Annotated in this window: 11 protein-coding genes; 5 read left to right on the top strand and 6 right to left on the bottom strand. The window is 59.9% G+C overall.

What is annotated here, in order from left to right; genetic code table 11:
* Positions 1-138: 138 nt before the first annotated feature.
* From NW816_RS01545 to NW816_RS01560, 4 genes are all read right to left on the bottom strand, one after another.
* The gene (locus NW816_RS01545) at positions 139-1,674 is read right to left on the bottom strand and encodes a S10 family peptidase (protein ID WP_414408002.1); all 1,536 of its coding nucleotides are present in this window, start codon (positions 1,672-1,674) and stop codon (positions 139-141) included.
* Between the two features lie 77 nt (positions 1,675-1,751).
* On the bottom strand, positions 1,752-2,345 hold the full coding sequence (locus NW816_RS01550; protein ID WP_414408003.1) for a hypothetical protein: 594 nt from the start codon (positions 2,343-2,345) through the stop codon (positions 1,752-1,754).
* 201 nt (positions 2,346-2,546) lie between these two features.
* Positions 2,547-3,569: a thiamine-phosphate kinase gene (gene thiL / locus NW816_RS01555; RefSeq protein ID WP_414408004.1), complete on the bottom strand. Its 1,023-nt coding sequence runs from the start codon at positions 3,567-3,569 to the stop codon at positions 2,547-2,549.
* Between the two features lie 114 nt (positions 3,570-3,683).
* A complete protein-coding gene (locus tag NW816_RS01560; protein WP_414408005.1) occupies positions 3,684-4,334 on the bottom strand; it encodes a class I SAM-dependent methyltransferase in 651 nt (216 codons plus the stop codon).
* Positions 4,335-4,447: 113 nt separating this feature from the next.
* Here NW816_RS01560 and NW816_RS01565 point away from each other — a divergent pair, with 113 nt between their 5' ends.
* Positions 4,448-4,666 carry a hypothetical protein gene (locus tag NW816_RS01565; protein ID WP_414399141.1) on the top strand — a complete coding sequence of 73 codons (219 nt, stop codon included), beginning with the start codon at positions 4,448-4,450 and terminating at the stop codon, positions 4,664-4,666.
* 24 nt (positions 4,667-4,690) lie between these two features.
* On the opposite strand, the gene NW816_RS01570 is transcribed toward NW816_RS01565, so the two are convergent.
* Positions 4,691-5,545, bottom strand: coding sequence for an ABC transporter permease (locus NW816_RS01570; protein ID WP_414408006.1), 855 nt, complete (start codon positions 5,543-5,545; stop codon positions 4,691-4,693).
* Positions 5,546-5,657: 112 nt separating this feature from the next.
* Positions 5,658-6,671 (bottom strand): ATP-binding cassette domain-containing protein, encoded by a 1,014-nt coding sequence (locus NW816_RS01575; RefSeq protein ID WP_414408007.1) that lies wholly within the window; start codon positions 6,669-6,671, stop codon positions 5,658-5,660.
* A 321-nt stretch (positions 6,672-6,992) separates the two neighbouring features.
* Between NW816_RS01575 and NW816_RS01580 the strand changes: the two genes are divergently transcribed.
* The 4 genes from NW816_RS01580 to NW816_RS01595 all read left to right on the top strand — a co-directional run bounded on the left by NW816_RS01580 (position 6,993) and on the right by NW816_RS01595 (position 15,653).
* Complete coding sequence (locus tag NW816_RS01580) at positions 6,993-8,003, top strand: hypothetical protein (protein ID WP_414408008.1); 1,011 nt, start codon at positions 6,993-6,995, stop codon at positions 8,001-8,003.
* A 297-nt stretch (positions 8,004-8,300) separates the two neighbouring features.
* Positions 8,301-12,908, top strand: coding sequence for a glutamate synthase-related protein (locus NW816_RS01585; RefSeq protein WP_414408009.1), 4,608 nt, complete (start codon positions 8,301-8,303; stop codon positions 12,906-12,908).
* Between the two features lie 104 nt (positions 12,909-13,012).
* On the top strand, positions 13,013-14,104 hold the full coding sequence (gene acsF / locus NW816_RS01590) for a magnesium-protoporphyrin IX monomethyl ester (oxidative) cyclase (protein ID WP_414408010.1): 1,092 nt from the start codon (positions 13,013-13,015) through the stop codon (positions 14,102-14,104).
* Between the two features lie 73 nt (positions 14,105-14,177).
* A complete protein-coding gene (locus tag NW816_RS01595) occupies positions 14,178-15,653 on the top strand; it encodes a site-2 protease family protein (protein WP_414373771.1) in 1,476 nt (491 codons plus the stop codon).
* Positions 15,654-15,682 lie beyond the last annotated feature (29 nt).

The raw sequence follows: 15,682 nt of genomic DNA on the forward strand, positions 1-15,682 counted from the left end.
CTATCAGGGCTGATTCTCGATGTCAAGGCAATGCAATTTTATCCAATTTTATCAATATATGTATATGCAATGTATATGCAAACCTGCTGTGGCAAGTCTCTCGGCTAAGGCTTCCAAGAGCCTCAATCCTCCAGTTGCTTAGCGCAGAGTTTGCAACTCTGAGCCCGAAGCCGTTTTTGAGTAGAACGCACGCATTTCTGTAAACCACTCCAACCGCGAGAGATCCCAGGTGTAGAACATGTGTCCGCCGCGATAATGACGTAGGGTGAGGTTGGCCTTCAACCGCGGATCCAACTTCATCAAATCCACCAGGTGATTCGAGGCAAAGTAGGGAGTGACCAGGTCGTAAAAGCCATGATGAATGCTCACCCGCATGTGAGGGTTGAGGGCCATGCTGCTGCGCAGCTCGTCCATTGCGCCGATGAATCCTTGCTTAAACTCTCCTTTTGGGGTGAACCGCCAGGACTTGAACACCTCCAGGTTCAGTAGGTGATAGGTCAACTCCGTTTCCACCTGCAAGGTCTCTCGCAAGTGGCTGTTGATGGCTGCCGTGAACAGGCGATCGATCCCATCCAAGGTGGGATCGGATCCCTCAAAGGTAGGCCGATCCGGAAAGGGATCCACCGTGGTTACAGAAGCATCGTAAAGCCCCAGCACCAGTCGCTGCGACCGCAACAGCTCGCGGGCAAAACTGGCGATATCGATCCGCCCGCCTTTGTGGGCTACATATTCTGGAGATAAGCCGATCCCTGCCGCCATCTCCTGATACACCGCTTGCCGTTCTGCCTCTGGCATTGCCTCCCCCATGGCCAAGAGGGGCAGCAGACGTTGTCGGGCAAAGCGTTCTGCTTTGGGCAGCAGGATCTGCAAATCCTCCCCCCAGCCACACCGTCCATGATGAGCTGCTGTAGCTACGTAGGAAGGGAAAAGCGTTGCCCAAGTGCTGAGGTTGTAATCGTTGGTCTCCAGCAACCCAAACTCAAGTGCAGGCGAGATGAGAATGGCCCCCGACAAGCCTACGCCAAACTTGGATTGCAGCTCCTTGGCCAGCCGCGCCACCCGAAACCCACCGTAGCTTTCGCCGGCAATGAAAATGGGGGAAAGCCAGCGTTTGTATCGGGAAAGGAAGCCCTGAATGAACTCGCCCAAGGATTGCAAATCCCGTTCCACATCCCAGAAAGGTGATTCCTTAGGAGGCTCCTCCGCCTTGGCATCCGGCTGAGGGGGCTTGGATGCCGGATCGGATTTCTCCCGGGAATCTTTGGGGTCTTGAGAATCCTTGGGCAGGGCGCGGCTGAACCCCGTCCCCACCGGATCGACAAAGACCAGGTCGGAAAAGGGCAACCAACTTTCGGCATTGTCCACCAGCCGCACCGGGGAGGGGGGCAAACTGCCGTTGGGCCCGAAGCCAATCCGTTTGGGCCCCAGCGCTCCCATGTGCAGGTAGGCAGAAGCTGCCCCAGGCCCACCGTTGAACACAAAAGTGAGAGGGCGGTGCTGGGCAGCAGAGTCTTGCTTCAGATAGGCGACGTGAAAGATCTCGGCCACCGGTTTTTCCCGCTGAAAAAGGGTCTGCCAACCGGCCAGCGCTCTGTAGGTAAAGCTCTCCTCTCCAGCCGTAAACCTGTGCTCGGTGGAGGAGAGGGGGGAAGTGGGCTTAGATTCAGTAGCCATGAAATGAAAACAGGGATCGGCAACTTGATCCCCAGTGAATCACAAGTCGCCGACCATCAACACCTCCAAATGGAACCTCACAGCGTCAGCGGAGCTTCCAAGGTCAGATTGAAAGATTGGCCGGGGCGCAGCACCACCACCTGGGGAGCGGTAACATTGCCCACCACCACTCCGGTCACGGCGCCTCCTAAGACATTGCCCACCGAGACTCCGCCCGTGATCGCCCCCAAAATGGCCCCTGCGGCTGCCCCAATGGCTGCATCTTGAGCAATGGCCTCAGCCGAATACTGACGGGGATCCTTTTCGTCGTGGAGGATGTTGGAGGAAGCCCGTAGGCTGTAGGTACGACCGCCGAGAACAATGGAAGTGCCGACAAAGCGGGATCCGCCCGGTGCAGGTTCCATCTGTCCAAAAACGCGGCTACCCGCCGGGATCACCAAGCGCCCCTGGCTGTCAAAAATGTTCTGAGTAACGGCCACTTCCAGGGGATAAACGGTGTCCGGGTAAAAGTATTGCGGCTCTTCGCTGCTCAGGCTGCCGACCGGGATAATCGTCCCCTGCTCAAGGCGGTAGGCACCCAATTCAAACAGCGGCTGAGCCGAACTGGGCAAGGGGGCCAACGCAGGGATCCCGGCCAGGCCAAGAATGGCTGCTGTTAAGATAGCTTTCATGAGTAGAGTCTCCAATGCTTCTCCAAGTTCTGCCGAGTTCTGAGCAGTTGCCTGAAGCTATTCCAAGTCAATTTGCTTCCTTGTCTCAGCTTCTCTCCGCTTCTAGGTTACCGAATCCTTCCTGAAGCTTGTTTTCCCCCACAAGTCGATTTGTTTTCAACTGTTGGCAGTTTGGGTGGCCATCCTGCAGCACAACGCCTCTTAGAAATGCTGGAAGGCTTGTTGACGGCTGAGGGCCTGCCCGTCCTTCAGCCAGACGGTTCCCTGCGGATCCCAGCCTGTCACTTCTCCAATCCAAACGGCCCCTGGCAATTCTTCCAACAGATGCTTGGCCACCGACACCTCGGCACTGAGGAGCAGCTCAAAATCTTCGCCTCCATAGAGCGCCCACTCCCAGGCTTGGGCCGGAAAAGCCTGCCGCAAAGCTTCTGAAATCGGGATCCGCTCCACCTCGATCCTCGCCGCCACCCCGCTGGCCTGACACACCTGCACCAGGGCATCTGCCAAACCATCGCTGGTATCCATGCCGGCAATGCGCAAGGGATCCGGGATCCCTTCCAAGAGGGGCACCAGATCCAGGCGCGGGCGTGGGTATTGGTGAGCCCTGATCAACTGCTCGCGCTCGGCTGCCGTGGCTGAGGATCCCTGTTCAGGATGGAGAAGCAGTTCCAAGCCTGCCCGCGCATCTCCGTGCGGCCCTGTCACCACCAGCCAATCGCCGGGTTGAGCCCGTCTGCGCTGAATAGCCCGCCCCGGCTGCACCCTTCCCAAAGCCGTGATCGCCACGAACCGATGCGGCGACCGACACAGATCCCCTCCCACCAGGTGACATCCCCAGCGGGCGCAACAGGCTTGCATCCCTTGATAAAGCTCCTCCACCCAAGCGACCGGCGTGGATCCCGGCAAGCCCAAGCCCACCACCAACGCCTGCGGACGGGATCCCATCGCGGCCAGATCCGACAGATTGGCGGCCACCGCGCGCCAGCCCACCGCATGGGCCGGGGTCGTCAGATCGCTGAAGTGAACTCCCTCCACCAACACATCGGTTGTCACCACCAACTGCCCCTCCGGAGCAGCCAACACCGCCGCATCGTCTCCCACCACCTGGGCCGGACAGTAGCGCTGCACGATCTGCAGCAGCCCCGCTTCCCCAATTGCTGAGATGGGTAGGGGGGAAGGATCGCCGTTTTGTGGAGAAGCACTGTCAGGAAGACCGGAGAACAAAACAGCCCTCTGAGGGTAGCGAGGATAGCAAAGCTGAAAAAGCTGATGGATGATGGGTTCTTGTTGGATATTTCCAAGGATCCCGCCTGCACGCCACAGGCAAGCTGGAGAATTCTACCCCGCCGTCCGCTGTCCAATTAGGGCATAGAAGGGATCCCCGCCTCCGCCTGCCCAAAAGCCCAGCCAACCCATAGGGGCAGGCCGCTGGATCACTTTCACCACCTCAAACCCCGGCACTGACTCAAAATAGCGCCTGACCAACTCCACCCGCCCCGCCTCGGAGTTGTCCCGCCAAGCCTGGATCGCCTTCTGGAAAAACATGCGATTGGAGAAGCTGACGATGAACAGGCCCTGGGGCTTTAGAATGCGATACACCTCTGCAAACACCTGCTCCGGCTGCTGCAGATACTGCACCGAAACCGTATTCAGCACCGCATCGAAGGAGTGATCGGGGAAGGGCAGAACTGGGTTTTGGTTCAAGTTCTGGATGAAGAAGTGATTGAGCCGGGGGTTGGCCGCCAGTTCCTCCGGGTTCATCCCATGCCCCTCCACATGGGCAAACTCCATCTCAGGCGGCAAATGGGAGACCCAACTGCTCATCAGATCGAGAATGCGGGTCTGGGGCCGCAGATGCTCGCGGTACAGATCGGTGAGCTGGCCGATGAAGCCAGAATCCACATGGGTCACAAAGCGGGGATAGCTGTAGAAGAGGGCATCGTCGCTGGGATCCAACTTGGAGCGCTGCCAATCCTTGAGCACCACCATGGCCGAATGATTTCAAAGCTTAATCAAAGCTAACATTTTGGAACCTTCAGAAAAGGGGCAGGCGTGATAGCTTAGCAGAGCAACGGTGGCAATTTCGCGAGGGACTCCTTGCCATGATGTCTGCATCTCACCCCTCGGCAGCGAGCCGTTCTTCTGCTGAGTCCGGCCTTGGCCTGCGGGAGTACGTAACCGAACTGCAGCTCCACATGGCCCTGCAGGCTCGCAGCCTTACCCCCTCTCTAAGCGTCTCCCCGGCTCAGGACAGCCCCCTGGCTCTGGTGCAGCAGGCACAGGCGGCTATGGAGAAGTCCGCTTCCCGCCGATGGCTTTGAGGGGCACAGCCTGGGCAGAGAGGCTCAGGCCAAACTTTTGCGCAACACCCCCTGCACCAGCAGAACCGACACTACGACAAACCCCGTCAAGAGGCCCAGGGATCCCGCCAGGGTGAGATCGCCCCAGGGAGCCTGCAGCACCACATCGGCCCAGCTCCAGCTATCGCTGCGGTAGACATGGCGAATGGGCTCGATGGCAAAGGTGAGGGGGTTGAGGCTGGCCACCCAACGCAGCCAGGTGGGCATAAAGCTCAGGGGAGCCAAGGCCGTGCTGGAAAAGATCAGGGGCAAGTTCACCAAAAAGATGAAAGCCAGCAATTGCTGGTGCCCCGGCATGGCAAAGGCCAAGCCCAAGCTCAGCGCCGTAAAGCCCAAGACCAACAGGCCCACGATCAGGGCCACCACCGCCAAGCCTGGCCCGTCGGGGATCCCGGCCCCAAGGGCGTAGTCTGCCCCCACAATGACTGCCGTCTGCAGCAACGCCAAGCTGACGATAAACAGGCTAGAAGCAAGAACAATGGAAAAACGAGAGGTGAGGGGAGCCACCAACAACCGGTTCAAAAAGCCAAATTCTCGGTCGAAAATCACCGGCACTCCGGCATTCAAGGCTCCACCAAAAGCCGTAAACACGATGACTCCCGCCCCCAAAAACTGGGTGTAGTTTTGTCCGGCCCCGAAAATGCCGGCAGGAGCATTCTGAAACAAGGCTCCAAATAGAATCAGCCAGAGCAACGGCTGGATAATGCCGGCCAGCAAGGTTGTGGGGCGACGCTGCAGTTGGATAAACAAGCGGCGGGTGAGGGCAAAGGTCTCCTGCCAAAAATCAGCCGTCAAAAGGGGGATCGGGTTGGGTTGAACCGAGGAAGAGGCAGAGTTCATACCAAAGCTCCTGTAGGGTTGCGATCAATCAATCCATTCCAAATCCATCTACCAAATACCTCGATGTGCCTTTGTATAGGGATCAACAGGGCTCGAGCATGAGGTGATGAAGTTACTTTTTCTTTTTGCCCAGATTGGCCTCGGCAGCGGCCAGCTCCGCGTCCATCAGGGTTTGCCCGGTTGCCGCCAAATACACATCATCCAAGCTGGGACGAGACTGGGTGCTGCTGAACACCTCTAGCCCATGAGCTTGCAAGTGAGCGCGGATCTGGCTGAGGGGATCCTCCCCATTCCGCTGCACCACCAGGTTCAGGGCGTTGCCCTGGGCGCTGTTGATCACCACCTTCTGGACAAAGGGCAGGGATCCCAGCAGTTGGGCACCCCGTTGGGCCAGTTCCGCCGGGGCAAATTCCTGCAGCTTGACGGTGATGCGCTCGCCGCCGACGCGGGTTTTCAGCTCCTCGAGGGTTCCCTCGGCAATCACCTTGCCCCGGTCGATGATGGCCACCCGATCCGCCAGCAGGTCGATCTCCTCCAGGTAGTGGCTGCTGAGCACCACTGTGATCCCTGTGTTCTTGAGTTGGCGCAAAAAATCCCAGATGGCCAGCCGACTGGGAATGTCCAGGCCCACCGTGGGCTCGTCCAAGACCAGCACCTGGGGTTGATGGAGCAGTCCTGCCGCCAGATCCAAGCGTTTGCGCAGCCCGCCGGAGTAGGTACCGATGAGTTGGTCGGCGCGGTCGGTCAGCCCCAGCAGTTCCAGGACGGCAGCGATTCGCTCTTGAGCCAAGGGGCGAGGCAGGTGGTGGAGATCGGCCTGCAACTGCAACAATTCTCGCCCGGTCAGCACCTTATCCAAAGCCACCTCTTGGGCAACAAACCCCAGTTTTTCTCGTACCGCTTTGGGGTTTTCGCTGGCTGGGATCCCGTACACCTCTATCCGGCCCGCATCGGGACGAAGCAAGGTGCAAAGGCAATGCAAAGTGGTGGTCTTGCCGGCCCCATTGGGGCCAAGAATGCCGTAGATCTGGCCGGGTTCCACCTGAAACGAGACGTCCGCCACGGCCACTGTGGATCCGTAGCGCTTTTGAAGTTGCTCTACCAAGACCGCAGGAGTATCTGACATGGGTATCCACATCTCGCTTCCTCTAGGCTATCAAGCCTGTTCGGGAGATGAGGCCAGGGATCGCCACCATTTCTTGCTCGTTGCCGCCAGCCCCCTAGGGATGGTGGGAGCTGAACCGAGGCTCACGGTATAGTGGTTCAGGCGAATCCGATGAGTGCAGAGGGATCCCCGCCCATCCTCAACTCAGTCCGGTTGGGTTTAACCCTCGCCAAGGTGTCTGTTGTGGAGAGGAGATGAATGCTGAAGCCAAAGCATGCCTGCCGGCCCCTGCTGCCGACTTGTGGGAGCTCGGATTCCCCTATCGAAAAAGGATGCTCTGTTGTGGCTTATACAGCCTTGGCCATTTTAGCGCTTGGCTTGGTCGGTTGCGGCGAGGGAACAACTCCTCTGGGCCCCCTGGAAAATGTCTTCCTGCGGGCGGATGATTTTGAAATCACAGGAGGATCCCCGGCAGCGGGCGCAGTGGGGCCCTACCTACAGTTCAACATGCGGCGGCAGCGGGATAACCAAATCCTAAATCGCCCCCTTAATGTCTATGTGGACAATGCCGGGCTGGCAGAAAGGCGGAATCCCCTTTTGGATAACCAAAACCGTCCTATTCTCTTACAGCGCTCGGTGGCCTTCTTGGGCAATGGGCTGGATCTGAACAGAGATGGCCAGCCGGATCTGCCCCCCAAAGAACCCCCCAACTTCACCAGTGGCCCGCTGCTGCCCTACACCCCGCCCAATCAGTGGCAAAGCCGGGCTGCCCTTGCCTATGTCCCCGGACAGGCCAATATCCCCGGACGGAGTCCCAGCGACCGCTTTGGCATCTACTTTTCTTCCATCCTGCCCTACACCGGGCAGCTTCGCTTTCGCGCCCGCGACGAGCTGGGCAATGCCTTTGCCCGCACCTTTGAGGTCACCTATCCGGCAGCAGCCAGCCGTGCCACGGTCACCGTCACCTTGGCCAACCTCACCGCCACTGCCCAAGAGCCGGTTCTCATTGCCATTTGTAACCAGTTGGGAGCTGCTGCCGTGGTGGGCCTGCGGAGTGGCACGTTCACCGAGCTGGTGGATCTCCTGCCGGCCCCAGAGCTGCCGGTGGATCCCATCTTGAGCGAGCCCATCCGCTATGTGGCCGAGGCTTATCAATTGAACCGCGATCGAGCCGTGATCCGCGTCTCCCAAAATCCCGCCGATCCCAGCCGCATGAGCGTTCCTCTACTGGGATCCGAAGGGGCAACCGGTCGGGCAGATCTGACGCTGGTGAACTCCGCAGGGGATCGGCTGACTTGCTTCAACGATCGGCTTTCGGATCTGCGGGATACGTTTTCTGACTTTTTCAGATAGCGATTGATCGCAGTTCTCCACAGAGCCAGTTGGCCGTGAGCTGGCGCCTATGCCTCGGTTTTCTCAGATCGTCTCAAAGTCTGCCGGAGAAGCCTGCAGAAGAAGCTCGAAAAATCTGTTCATAGTGAGCCTTTTTGAACTCTACTTCGCTGCTTCCTTCCGCTGGAACATTCTGTTGCCTTACTGGCAAAATCCGGCCCTAACTTGGGGCTGCCCCCTTTTCCTGTCGGATTGGAGTGCGATATGCTGGTTTTCCACCTCTAAAAGCGTGATTTATTCCAAACTGTTTTGACTCCTATGAATCCCCATCGCTCTCAGGTCTCGGTTCCTATCCTGCAGGAAAACTGGCACTTTCAAGAGCGGGATGCTTGCGGGGTCGGCTTTTTGGTGGATCAGCGGGGAAGAGCCAGCCACGACCTCTTGCAGAAAACCCTTCAGGCTCTCACCTGTATGGAGCATCGGGGTGGCTGTGGCGGCGACGGCCAGAGCGGCGATGGGGCGGGCATTGCGACGGCGATCCCCTGGTCGCTGTTGCAAGCAGAAATGGAAGAAATTCGAGCTTTGGATCCCGCTTACAGCGCGGTGGGGATGGTCTTTTTGCCTCAGGATCCCGCTGAGTGCCAGGCGGTGCAGCAGGTGATCGATGAATACTTGGCCACCACCGACTGGCAGCGGGTGGCTTGGCGGCAGGTGCCGGTCAATCCCGATTGCCTGGGGCCGATGGCGCGGCAGACCATGCCCTCTATCTGGCAGTTGATCCTTGCCCATCCCAGCCTGAGCGGAGATACCCTGGAGCAGCAGCTTTATCTGTTGCGGCGGCGCATTCGGCGGCGGGTGGAGGCTCAGTTTGGCTTTTATGCCCTGTACTTTGCCTCTTTGTCCTGCCGGGTCATCGTTTACAAAGGCATGGTGCAATCGGCGGTTCTGGGCCGGTTTTATCGAGATCTGCAAAACCCCCTCTACACCACTGCCTACGCCACTTACCATCGCCGCTTCAGCACCAACACCCTGCCGCGTTGGTCCCTGGCCCAGCCTTTTCGCTACCTTTGCCACAACGGCGAGATCAACACCTACCTGGGCAATGTCAACTGGATGGCCGCCCGCGAACAGACCCTTTCCCATCCCCGCTGGGGTACAGCGGTCGAGGATCTGAAGCCGATTATTGACCCCGGCACCAGCGACTCGGCGGGCCTGGACGCCGTGTTTGAGCTGTTGATTCAGTCCGGCTACTCCACTCAGCAGGCGATGATGGTGCTGATCCCGGAAGCCTATCGCAACCAGCCGGAGCTTCAGGATCACCCGGAAGTGGTGGATTTCTACGAGTTCTTCGGCGGCCTGCAGGAGCCCTGGGATGGCCCAGCGATGGTGGTTTTCTGCGATGGCAAAACCATCGGCGCCACCTTGGATCGGAATGGATTGCGTCCCGCCCGCTATGCGATCACCCGCGATGGGCTGCTGGCGGTGGGCTCAGAAGCCGGGGTGGTTGCCCTGCCGGAGACCGACATTTTGGAAAAAGGGCGGCTAGGCCCGGGGCAAATGCTGACGGTGGATCTGCAGAGCGGGCACATCTGCAAAAACTGGGAGATCAAAACCCAGGTGGCGGCCCAACACCCCTACGGCGAGTGGCTCAAAGCCCATCGCGTTCAGCTCAGCACCCAGGGCTTTGAAAATACCCCTCACCTCTCGGAAGAACAACTGCTCCAAGCCCAAACTGCCTTCGGCTACTCCTCGGAAGATGTGGAGATGATCATTGAGGAGATGGCGGCTACGGGCAAGGAGCCCACCTTCAGCATGGGGGATGATGCGCCGCTGGCTGTGCTGTCCACCCAGCCTCATCCCCTCTACGACTATTTCAAGCAGCGCTTTGCCCAGGTCACCAACCCCGCCATCGATCCCCTGCGGGAGAGCTTGGTGATGTCTTTGGATGTGTATCTGGGATCCAAGGGCAACCTGCTGGAGATCCGGCCTGAGCATGCCCGCCTGTTGCAGTTGCGCAGCCCGGTGCTCAACGAAGCGGAGCTGGCTGCCCTACAGCACACTCCTTTCCCCTGCCACACGCTCCCGATTCTCTACCCGGTGGCTGCTGGCCCAGAAGGACTGGCAGCCCAAGTACGGGCCCTTTGCCAGCAGGCGGCCCAGGCGGTGCGGGGGGGAGCTGAGATCTTGATTCTCTCGGATCGCGGCCTCAATGCCGAGCAGGCTCTGATCCCACCTCTGTTGGCAGTGGGCGCTATCCATCATCACCTCATCCAGGAAGGGCTGCGCCTGCAGACCTCTCTGGTGGTGGAGACTGCCCAATGCTGGAGCACCCATCACTTTGCCTGCTTGATCGGCTATGGGGCCAGCGCCGTTTGTCCTTATCTGGCCTATGAAGCTGTGCGGCAGTGGTGGCACAAGCCCAAGACGCAAACCCAGATGGCTGCCGGCAAGTTGCCCCAGCTTTCCCTGGCCGAGGTGCAACTGAAGTACCGCGCCGCCATTGAGGCAGGGCTGCTCAAGATTCTTTCCAAAATGGGCATTTCTCTGCTCTCCAGCTACCACGGAGCGCAGATTTTCGAGGCCATTGGCCTGAGCCAAGAGGTGATCGACCTGGCCTTCCGCGGCACGGTGTCGCGGGTGGGGGGCATGACGCTGGCAGATCTGGCCCGCGAGGGCATGGTGAATCACCAGCGGGCCTTCCCCGAACTCACCTCGAAAAAGCTGGAGAACTTTGGCTTTATCCAGGCGCGGCCCAAAGGCGAATACCACATCAACAGCCCGGAAATGGCCAAGCTGCTGCACAAGGCCATCGAATCGGGCCAGCCTGCCCACTATGAGATCTACAGGGCCCACCTGCGCAGCCGCACCCCCACCGCGTTGCGAGACCTGCTGGATTTCCGCAGCGACCGGGATCCCATCCCCCTGGAGGAAGTGGAACCGGCATCGGAGATTTTCAAACGCTTTGCCACAGGCGGGATGTCCTTGGGGGCCCTCAGCCGCGAAGCCCACGAGACCCTGGCCATCGCCATGAACCGCATCGGCGGCAAGTCCAACTCGGGAGAAGGGGGCGAAGATCCGGAGCGATATGCCCCCATCACCGATGTGGCCCCGGATGGCACCTCGGCTCGCTTTCCCCACCTGAAGGGACTGCGGATGGGGGACAACGCCAGCTCAGCCGTCAAACAGGTGGCCTCGGGGCGTTTTGGCGTGACACCAGAGTATTTGCTCAACGCCCAGCAAATCGAGATCAAGATAGCCCAGGGGGCCAAGCCGGGCGAGGGGGGGCAACTGCCGGGCAAAAAGGTGAGTCCCTACATTGCCAAGCTGCGCCGCTCCAAGCCGGGGGTGACCTTGATCTCGCCGCCGCCCCACCACGACATCTACTCCATTGAAGATCTGGCGCAGTTGATCTTCGACTTGCACCAGGTCAACCCCCAGGCCCAGGTGTCGGTGAAGCTGGTCTCGGAAGTGGGCATCGGCACGGTGGCGGCGGGGGTGGCCAAGGCCAACGCCGACATCATTCAAATCTCAGGGCATGAAGGGGGCACCGGGGCTTCCCCCCTGAGCTCCATCAAACATGCCGGGGCACCTTGGGAGCTGGGCCTGGTGGAGGTGCATCATGCCCTGCTGGAAAACGGCCTGCGGCAGCGCTCCATCCTGCGGGTGGATGGCGGCATTCGCACCGGCTGGGAAGTGGTGATGGCGGCCATGCTGGGGGCAGAAGAGTTTGGCTTCGGCACCGTGGCCATGATCGCGGAGGGGTGCATCATGGCGCGGGTATGCCATACCAACAATTGCCCGGTGGGGGTGACCAGCCAGAAGGAAGAGCTGCGCAAGCGCTTCCCCGGCACACCGGATCACGTGGTGACCTTCTTCACGTTTGTGGCGGAGGAGGTGCGCCAAGTCTTAGCCCAACTGGGCTACCGCTCTCTGAAGGAGGTGATCGGGCGGGTGGATCTGCTCTGTCCGCGCGCCGATGCGGTTCTGCAGAAGACCCAATCCTTGAACTTGGAGTGTCTGCTGCGAACTCCCCCCGGTTTTGATCCCAACACCCTGCCCGACTGGTTGGAGCATGAGCCGGTTCACGCCAACGGCCCGGTGCTGGATGAGCAGATCCTGGCTCAGCCGGAGGTGCAGAAGGCGGTGGAGACCTGCGGCACGGCCACGGTGGAGATCCCTATCGCCAACACCGACCGCTGCGTAGGCGGGCGCATTGCCGGAACCTTGGCCCGCTTGTACGGAGATACCGGCTTTGCCCAACAGGGGGGGCAGTTGGATCTGCGCTTTGTCGGCAGCGCCGGCCAGAGCTTTGGCGCTTTTACGCTGGCGGGGATGCGCCTGACCCTGACAGGAGAAGCCAATGACTACGTGGGCAAAAGCATGTGCGGGGGTGAGATCGTCATCTTGGCTCCCGGCGATGCGCCACGGGATCCCTCGGAAAATGTGATCTTGGGCAATACTTGCCTGTACGGAGCCACCGGGGGTTACCTATTCGCCAACGGCCAGGCAGGGGAACGCTTTGCGGTGCGCAACTCGGGAGCGCAGGCGGTGATCGAGGGATCCGGCGACCACTGCTGCGAGTACATGACCGGTGGTGTGGTGGTGGTGCTGGGGCGGGTGGGCCGCAACTTGGGGGCTGGGATGACCGGCGGCCTGGCCTATGTGCTGGATGAGCAGGGCGACTTTCCCGCCAAGGTCAACGGGGAGATCGTGCGCATTCAGCGGGTGCAGACGGCGGCAGCAGAGGCACAACTGAAGAGCCTGATCCAGGAGCACTATCGCCGCACCCATTCCCCCAAAGCGGAGCGCATTCTGCAAAATTGGGAATCCTGCTTGCCCCTGTTTTGGCAGGTGATCCCGCCTTCGGAGGAGGGCAGCGAGCTGACGGATCCCTTGCGATCCCAGCCGCTGGCAGTGGAGTCTTAAGGATCTCTCAGAGCCTGCCGGTAACACTTCTTATCCCCACGACGGCCAGAGAGGCTGGTAAACTGCGAGAGTATACCTGGCCTTTTCATCCGCTTTAAATCACTATGAGTCCCAGTTTGCAAGCTGCTCAAACTCAAGCGCGAGTGCCCACCGAGACCATCCTGACGCCGCGCTTCTACACCACCGATTTCGAGGCCATCGGCAAAATGGGCTTAGGGGATCGAGAGGCCGATTTCCGGGCCATCCTGCAGGAGTTTCGCGCCGACTACAACCGCCATCACTTCGTCCGGGGTGAGGAGTTCAACCAAGACTGGGAAAGCCGCCTGGATCCGCAGGCGCGCCGGTTGTTTGTGGAGTTCTTGGAGCGCTCCTGTACAGCCGAGTTCTCCGGTTTTCTCCTCTACAAGGAGCTGTCGCGCAAGCTAAAAGAGACCAACCCCGTTTTGGCCGAGTGCTTTGCCCTGATGAGCCGCGATGAGGCCCGCCATGCCGGCTTTCTGAACCGCGCCATGGGCGACTTCAACATGGCCTTCGACCTGAGCTTTCTCACTAAGCACAAGTCTTACACCTATTTCGCGCCGCGTTTCATCTTCTATGCCACCTATCTCTCGGAGAAGATTGGCTACTGGCGCTACATTCTCATCTACCGCCACCTGGAGGCCCACCCCGAGGATCGCGTTTACCCGATCTTCAACTTCTTCAAGAACTGGTGCCAGGACGAGAACCGCCACGGCGATTTCTTCGCGCTGATGCTTCTGAGCCAGCCCAGGCTGCTGCAGGGGTGGGTGGCCAAGCTGTGGTGCCGCTTCTTCTTGCTGTCGGTGTTCGCCACCATGTACCTCAATGATGTGGGAGAGCGCCCCGATTTCTACCGCCTCATCGGCTTGGATCCCCATGCTTATGACATGGAGGTGATCTACAAGACCAACCGCGAGGCGGCCAAGGTGTTTCCGGTGGTGTTGGATGTGGAAAACCCTGAGTTTGTGCGGCGGCTGCAGAAGTGTGTGGCCAACAACGCCAAGCTGAGGGAGATTGCCCGGGGATCCGGCCCCTTCAAGGGTTTGCGCAAGCTGCCCCTCTACCTGAATAACTTCTATCAGTTTTTGCGGCTGTTTCTGCTCAAGCCCCGCCGTGCCGGCTTCTACTTGTGGGAGCAGCCTGAGCCCCGTTTTGAGGGAGCGGCTGTTTCTGCTTAAGCTGTCTGCTGCCTCGCCTCAGTCGCGTCAGGGGTGTGGAGCACTCTTGCAGGTAGGCCATCACAGGTAGACCATGAACATCGCCACCGAGATTACTCCCCTCTTTTTGCTGGGAACGCTGGCCTTTTTGGGTTGGGGATTTTGGCGGGCTCGCCGACGGGGATCCTTGGCCGTCTGGGTGTGGTTGCAGGGATCCCTGCTCTTGTTGCCGTGGGTGGTTTTCCTGGGGCTGCTGCTGCTGGGGATCTACCTCAATTTTGCAGGCTTCCTGGTGTTGCTGTTGGTCTTTACAGGGCTTTACATTGCTGTGGGGCGCAAGACCCGCCAGTTGGCCCAGCAGGAGCTGCAGGCCCGTCGCGAGCAGTTGGCTCGTCTGGAAGAGCAGGGGGAAGCCCCTTCGGCAGGGGAGGCGCCTTTGGAAGCGCCTGCGGTTCTGCAGCGGATCTCGGCTGAGGATCTGCAGGCCATTCAGTCTATTTTCGGCCTCGATACCTTTTTCGTCACCGAGACCGTCCCCTATGGGGAAGGGGCGATTTTTAAGGGCAACCTGCGCCAGGAGGCGGAGGTGGTGGTACCCCTGCTGGTGGAGAAGCTCAAAGAGCAGGTGGGCAGTCGCTACCAGCTCTTTTTGGTGGAGGATCCGGCGGAAAAGCCGGCGGTGGTGGTCTTGCCGGATCCCATCGTCAATTACCGCGCTTCCGTGGGGGCGCAGATCCTGGCGGGGGCGTTGCTGGTCTTCAGCTTCGTCGCCACGTTGGAGGTGGGGGCCAATCTCTTGGGCTTCCGGCTGTTGGATGCGCCGGGGCGCTGGGTGGAAGCCCTGCCGGTGGCAGCCGGGATCTTCGCCATCTTGCTGGTGCACGAGACCGGACACCGCTGGATGGCGGGCAAGTACGGGGTGCGCCTCAGCCCTGCCTTTGTTATCCCCAGCTTGGGCATTGGCACGCTGGGATCCCTGAACCGCATCCAATCGCCAGTGCCCAACCGCAAGGCTTTGTTCGACATTGCCTTTGCTGGCCCGGCGGCGAGCGGGATCCTGTCGCTGCTGGTGCTCTTGGCTGGCCTGAAGCTATCCGGCTCAGGAGGGCTGTATGTGCCTACCGAGATATTCCGCAGCTCCATCCTAGTGGGCACTCTGGCCCGGCTGGTGCTGGGATCCGAGTTTCAGTCGGAGCTGATCCCCATTCATCCTTTCGTCGCCGTGGGCTGGATCGGCCTGGCGATAACGGCCTTGAGCCTGCTGCCTGCCGGCCAGTTGGATGGAGGTCGCATTGTGCAGGCGGTGTACGGGCGGAAGACGGCGGCCCGCGCCACCTTCATCACCCTCATTGCCCTGGCGGTCGCTTCCTTTAGCAACGTCTTGGCCCTCTATTGGGCGCTGCTGATCCTGTTCATTGCTCGCGAGCCAGAGCGTCCCCCTCAGGATGAAATCACAGAGACCGATGGCCAGCGGGATGCGCTGGCTTTGCTGGCCCTCTTTTTGATGGTGATGACCCTGCTGCCGATTGCCCCGGCTTTGGCGGGCTTTCTCAATTTCCCCAACGGCTGATGGGGCACAGGCTCAGGATCCGCCCGCGC

Origin of the sequence: Synechococcus sp. W55.1 (assembly GCF_047461655.1) — a bacterium.
Lineage (GTDB): Bacteria > Cyanobacteriota > Cyanobacteriia > Thermostichales > Thermostichaceae > Thermostichus.

What these genes read in the sequence shown, in the direction of transcription:
- NW816_RS01545 (WP_414408002.1), bottom strand. Translation starts at nt 1,674, where the DNA reads ATGGCTACTGAATCTAAGCCCACTTCCCCCCTCTCCTCCACCGAGCAC.
- NW816_RS01550 (WP_414408003.1), bottom strand. Translation starts at nt 2,345, where the DNA reads ATGAAAGCTATCTTAACAGCAGCCATTCTTGGCCTGGCCGGGATCCCT.
- NW816_RS01560 (WP_414408005.1), bottom strand. Translation starts at nt 4,334, where the DNA reads ATGGTGGTGCTCAAGGATTGGCAGCGCTCCAAGTTGGATCCCAGCGAC.
- NW816_RS01565 (WP_414399141.1), top strand. Translation starts at nt 4,448, where the DNA reads ATGATGTCTGCATCTCACCCCTCGGCAGCGAGCCGTTCTTCTGCTGAG.
- NW816_RS01570 (WP_414408006.1), bottom strand. Translation starts at nt 5,545, where the DNA reads ATGAACTCTGCCTCTTCCTCGGTTCAACCCAACCCGATCCCCCTTTTG.
- NW816_RS01575 (WP_414408007.1), bottom strand. Translation starts at nt 6,671, where the DNA reads ATGTCAGATACTCCTGCGGTCTTGGTAGAGCAACTTCAAAAGCGCTAC.
- NW816_RS01585 (WP_414408009.1), top strand. Translation starts at nt 8,301, where the DNA reads ATGAATCCCCATCGCTCTCAGGTCTCGGTTCCTATCCTGCAGGAAAAC.
- acsF (WP_414408010.1), top strand. Translation starts at nt 13,013, where the DNA reads ATGAGTCCCAGTTTGCAAGCTGCTCAAACTCAAGCGCGAGTGCCCACC.
- NW816_RS01595 (WP_414373771.1), top strand. Translation starts at nt 14,178, where the DNA reads ATGAACATCGCCACCGAGATTACTCCCCTCTTTTTGCTGGGAACGCTG.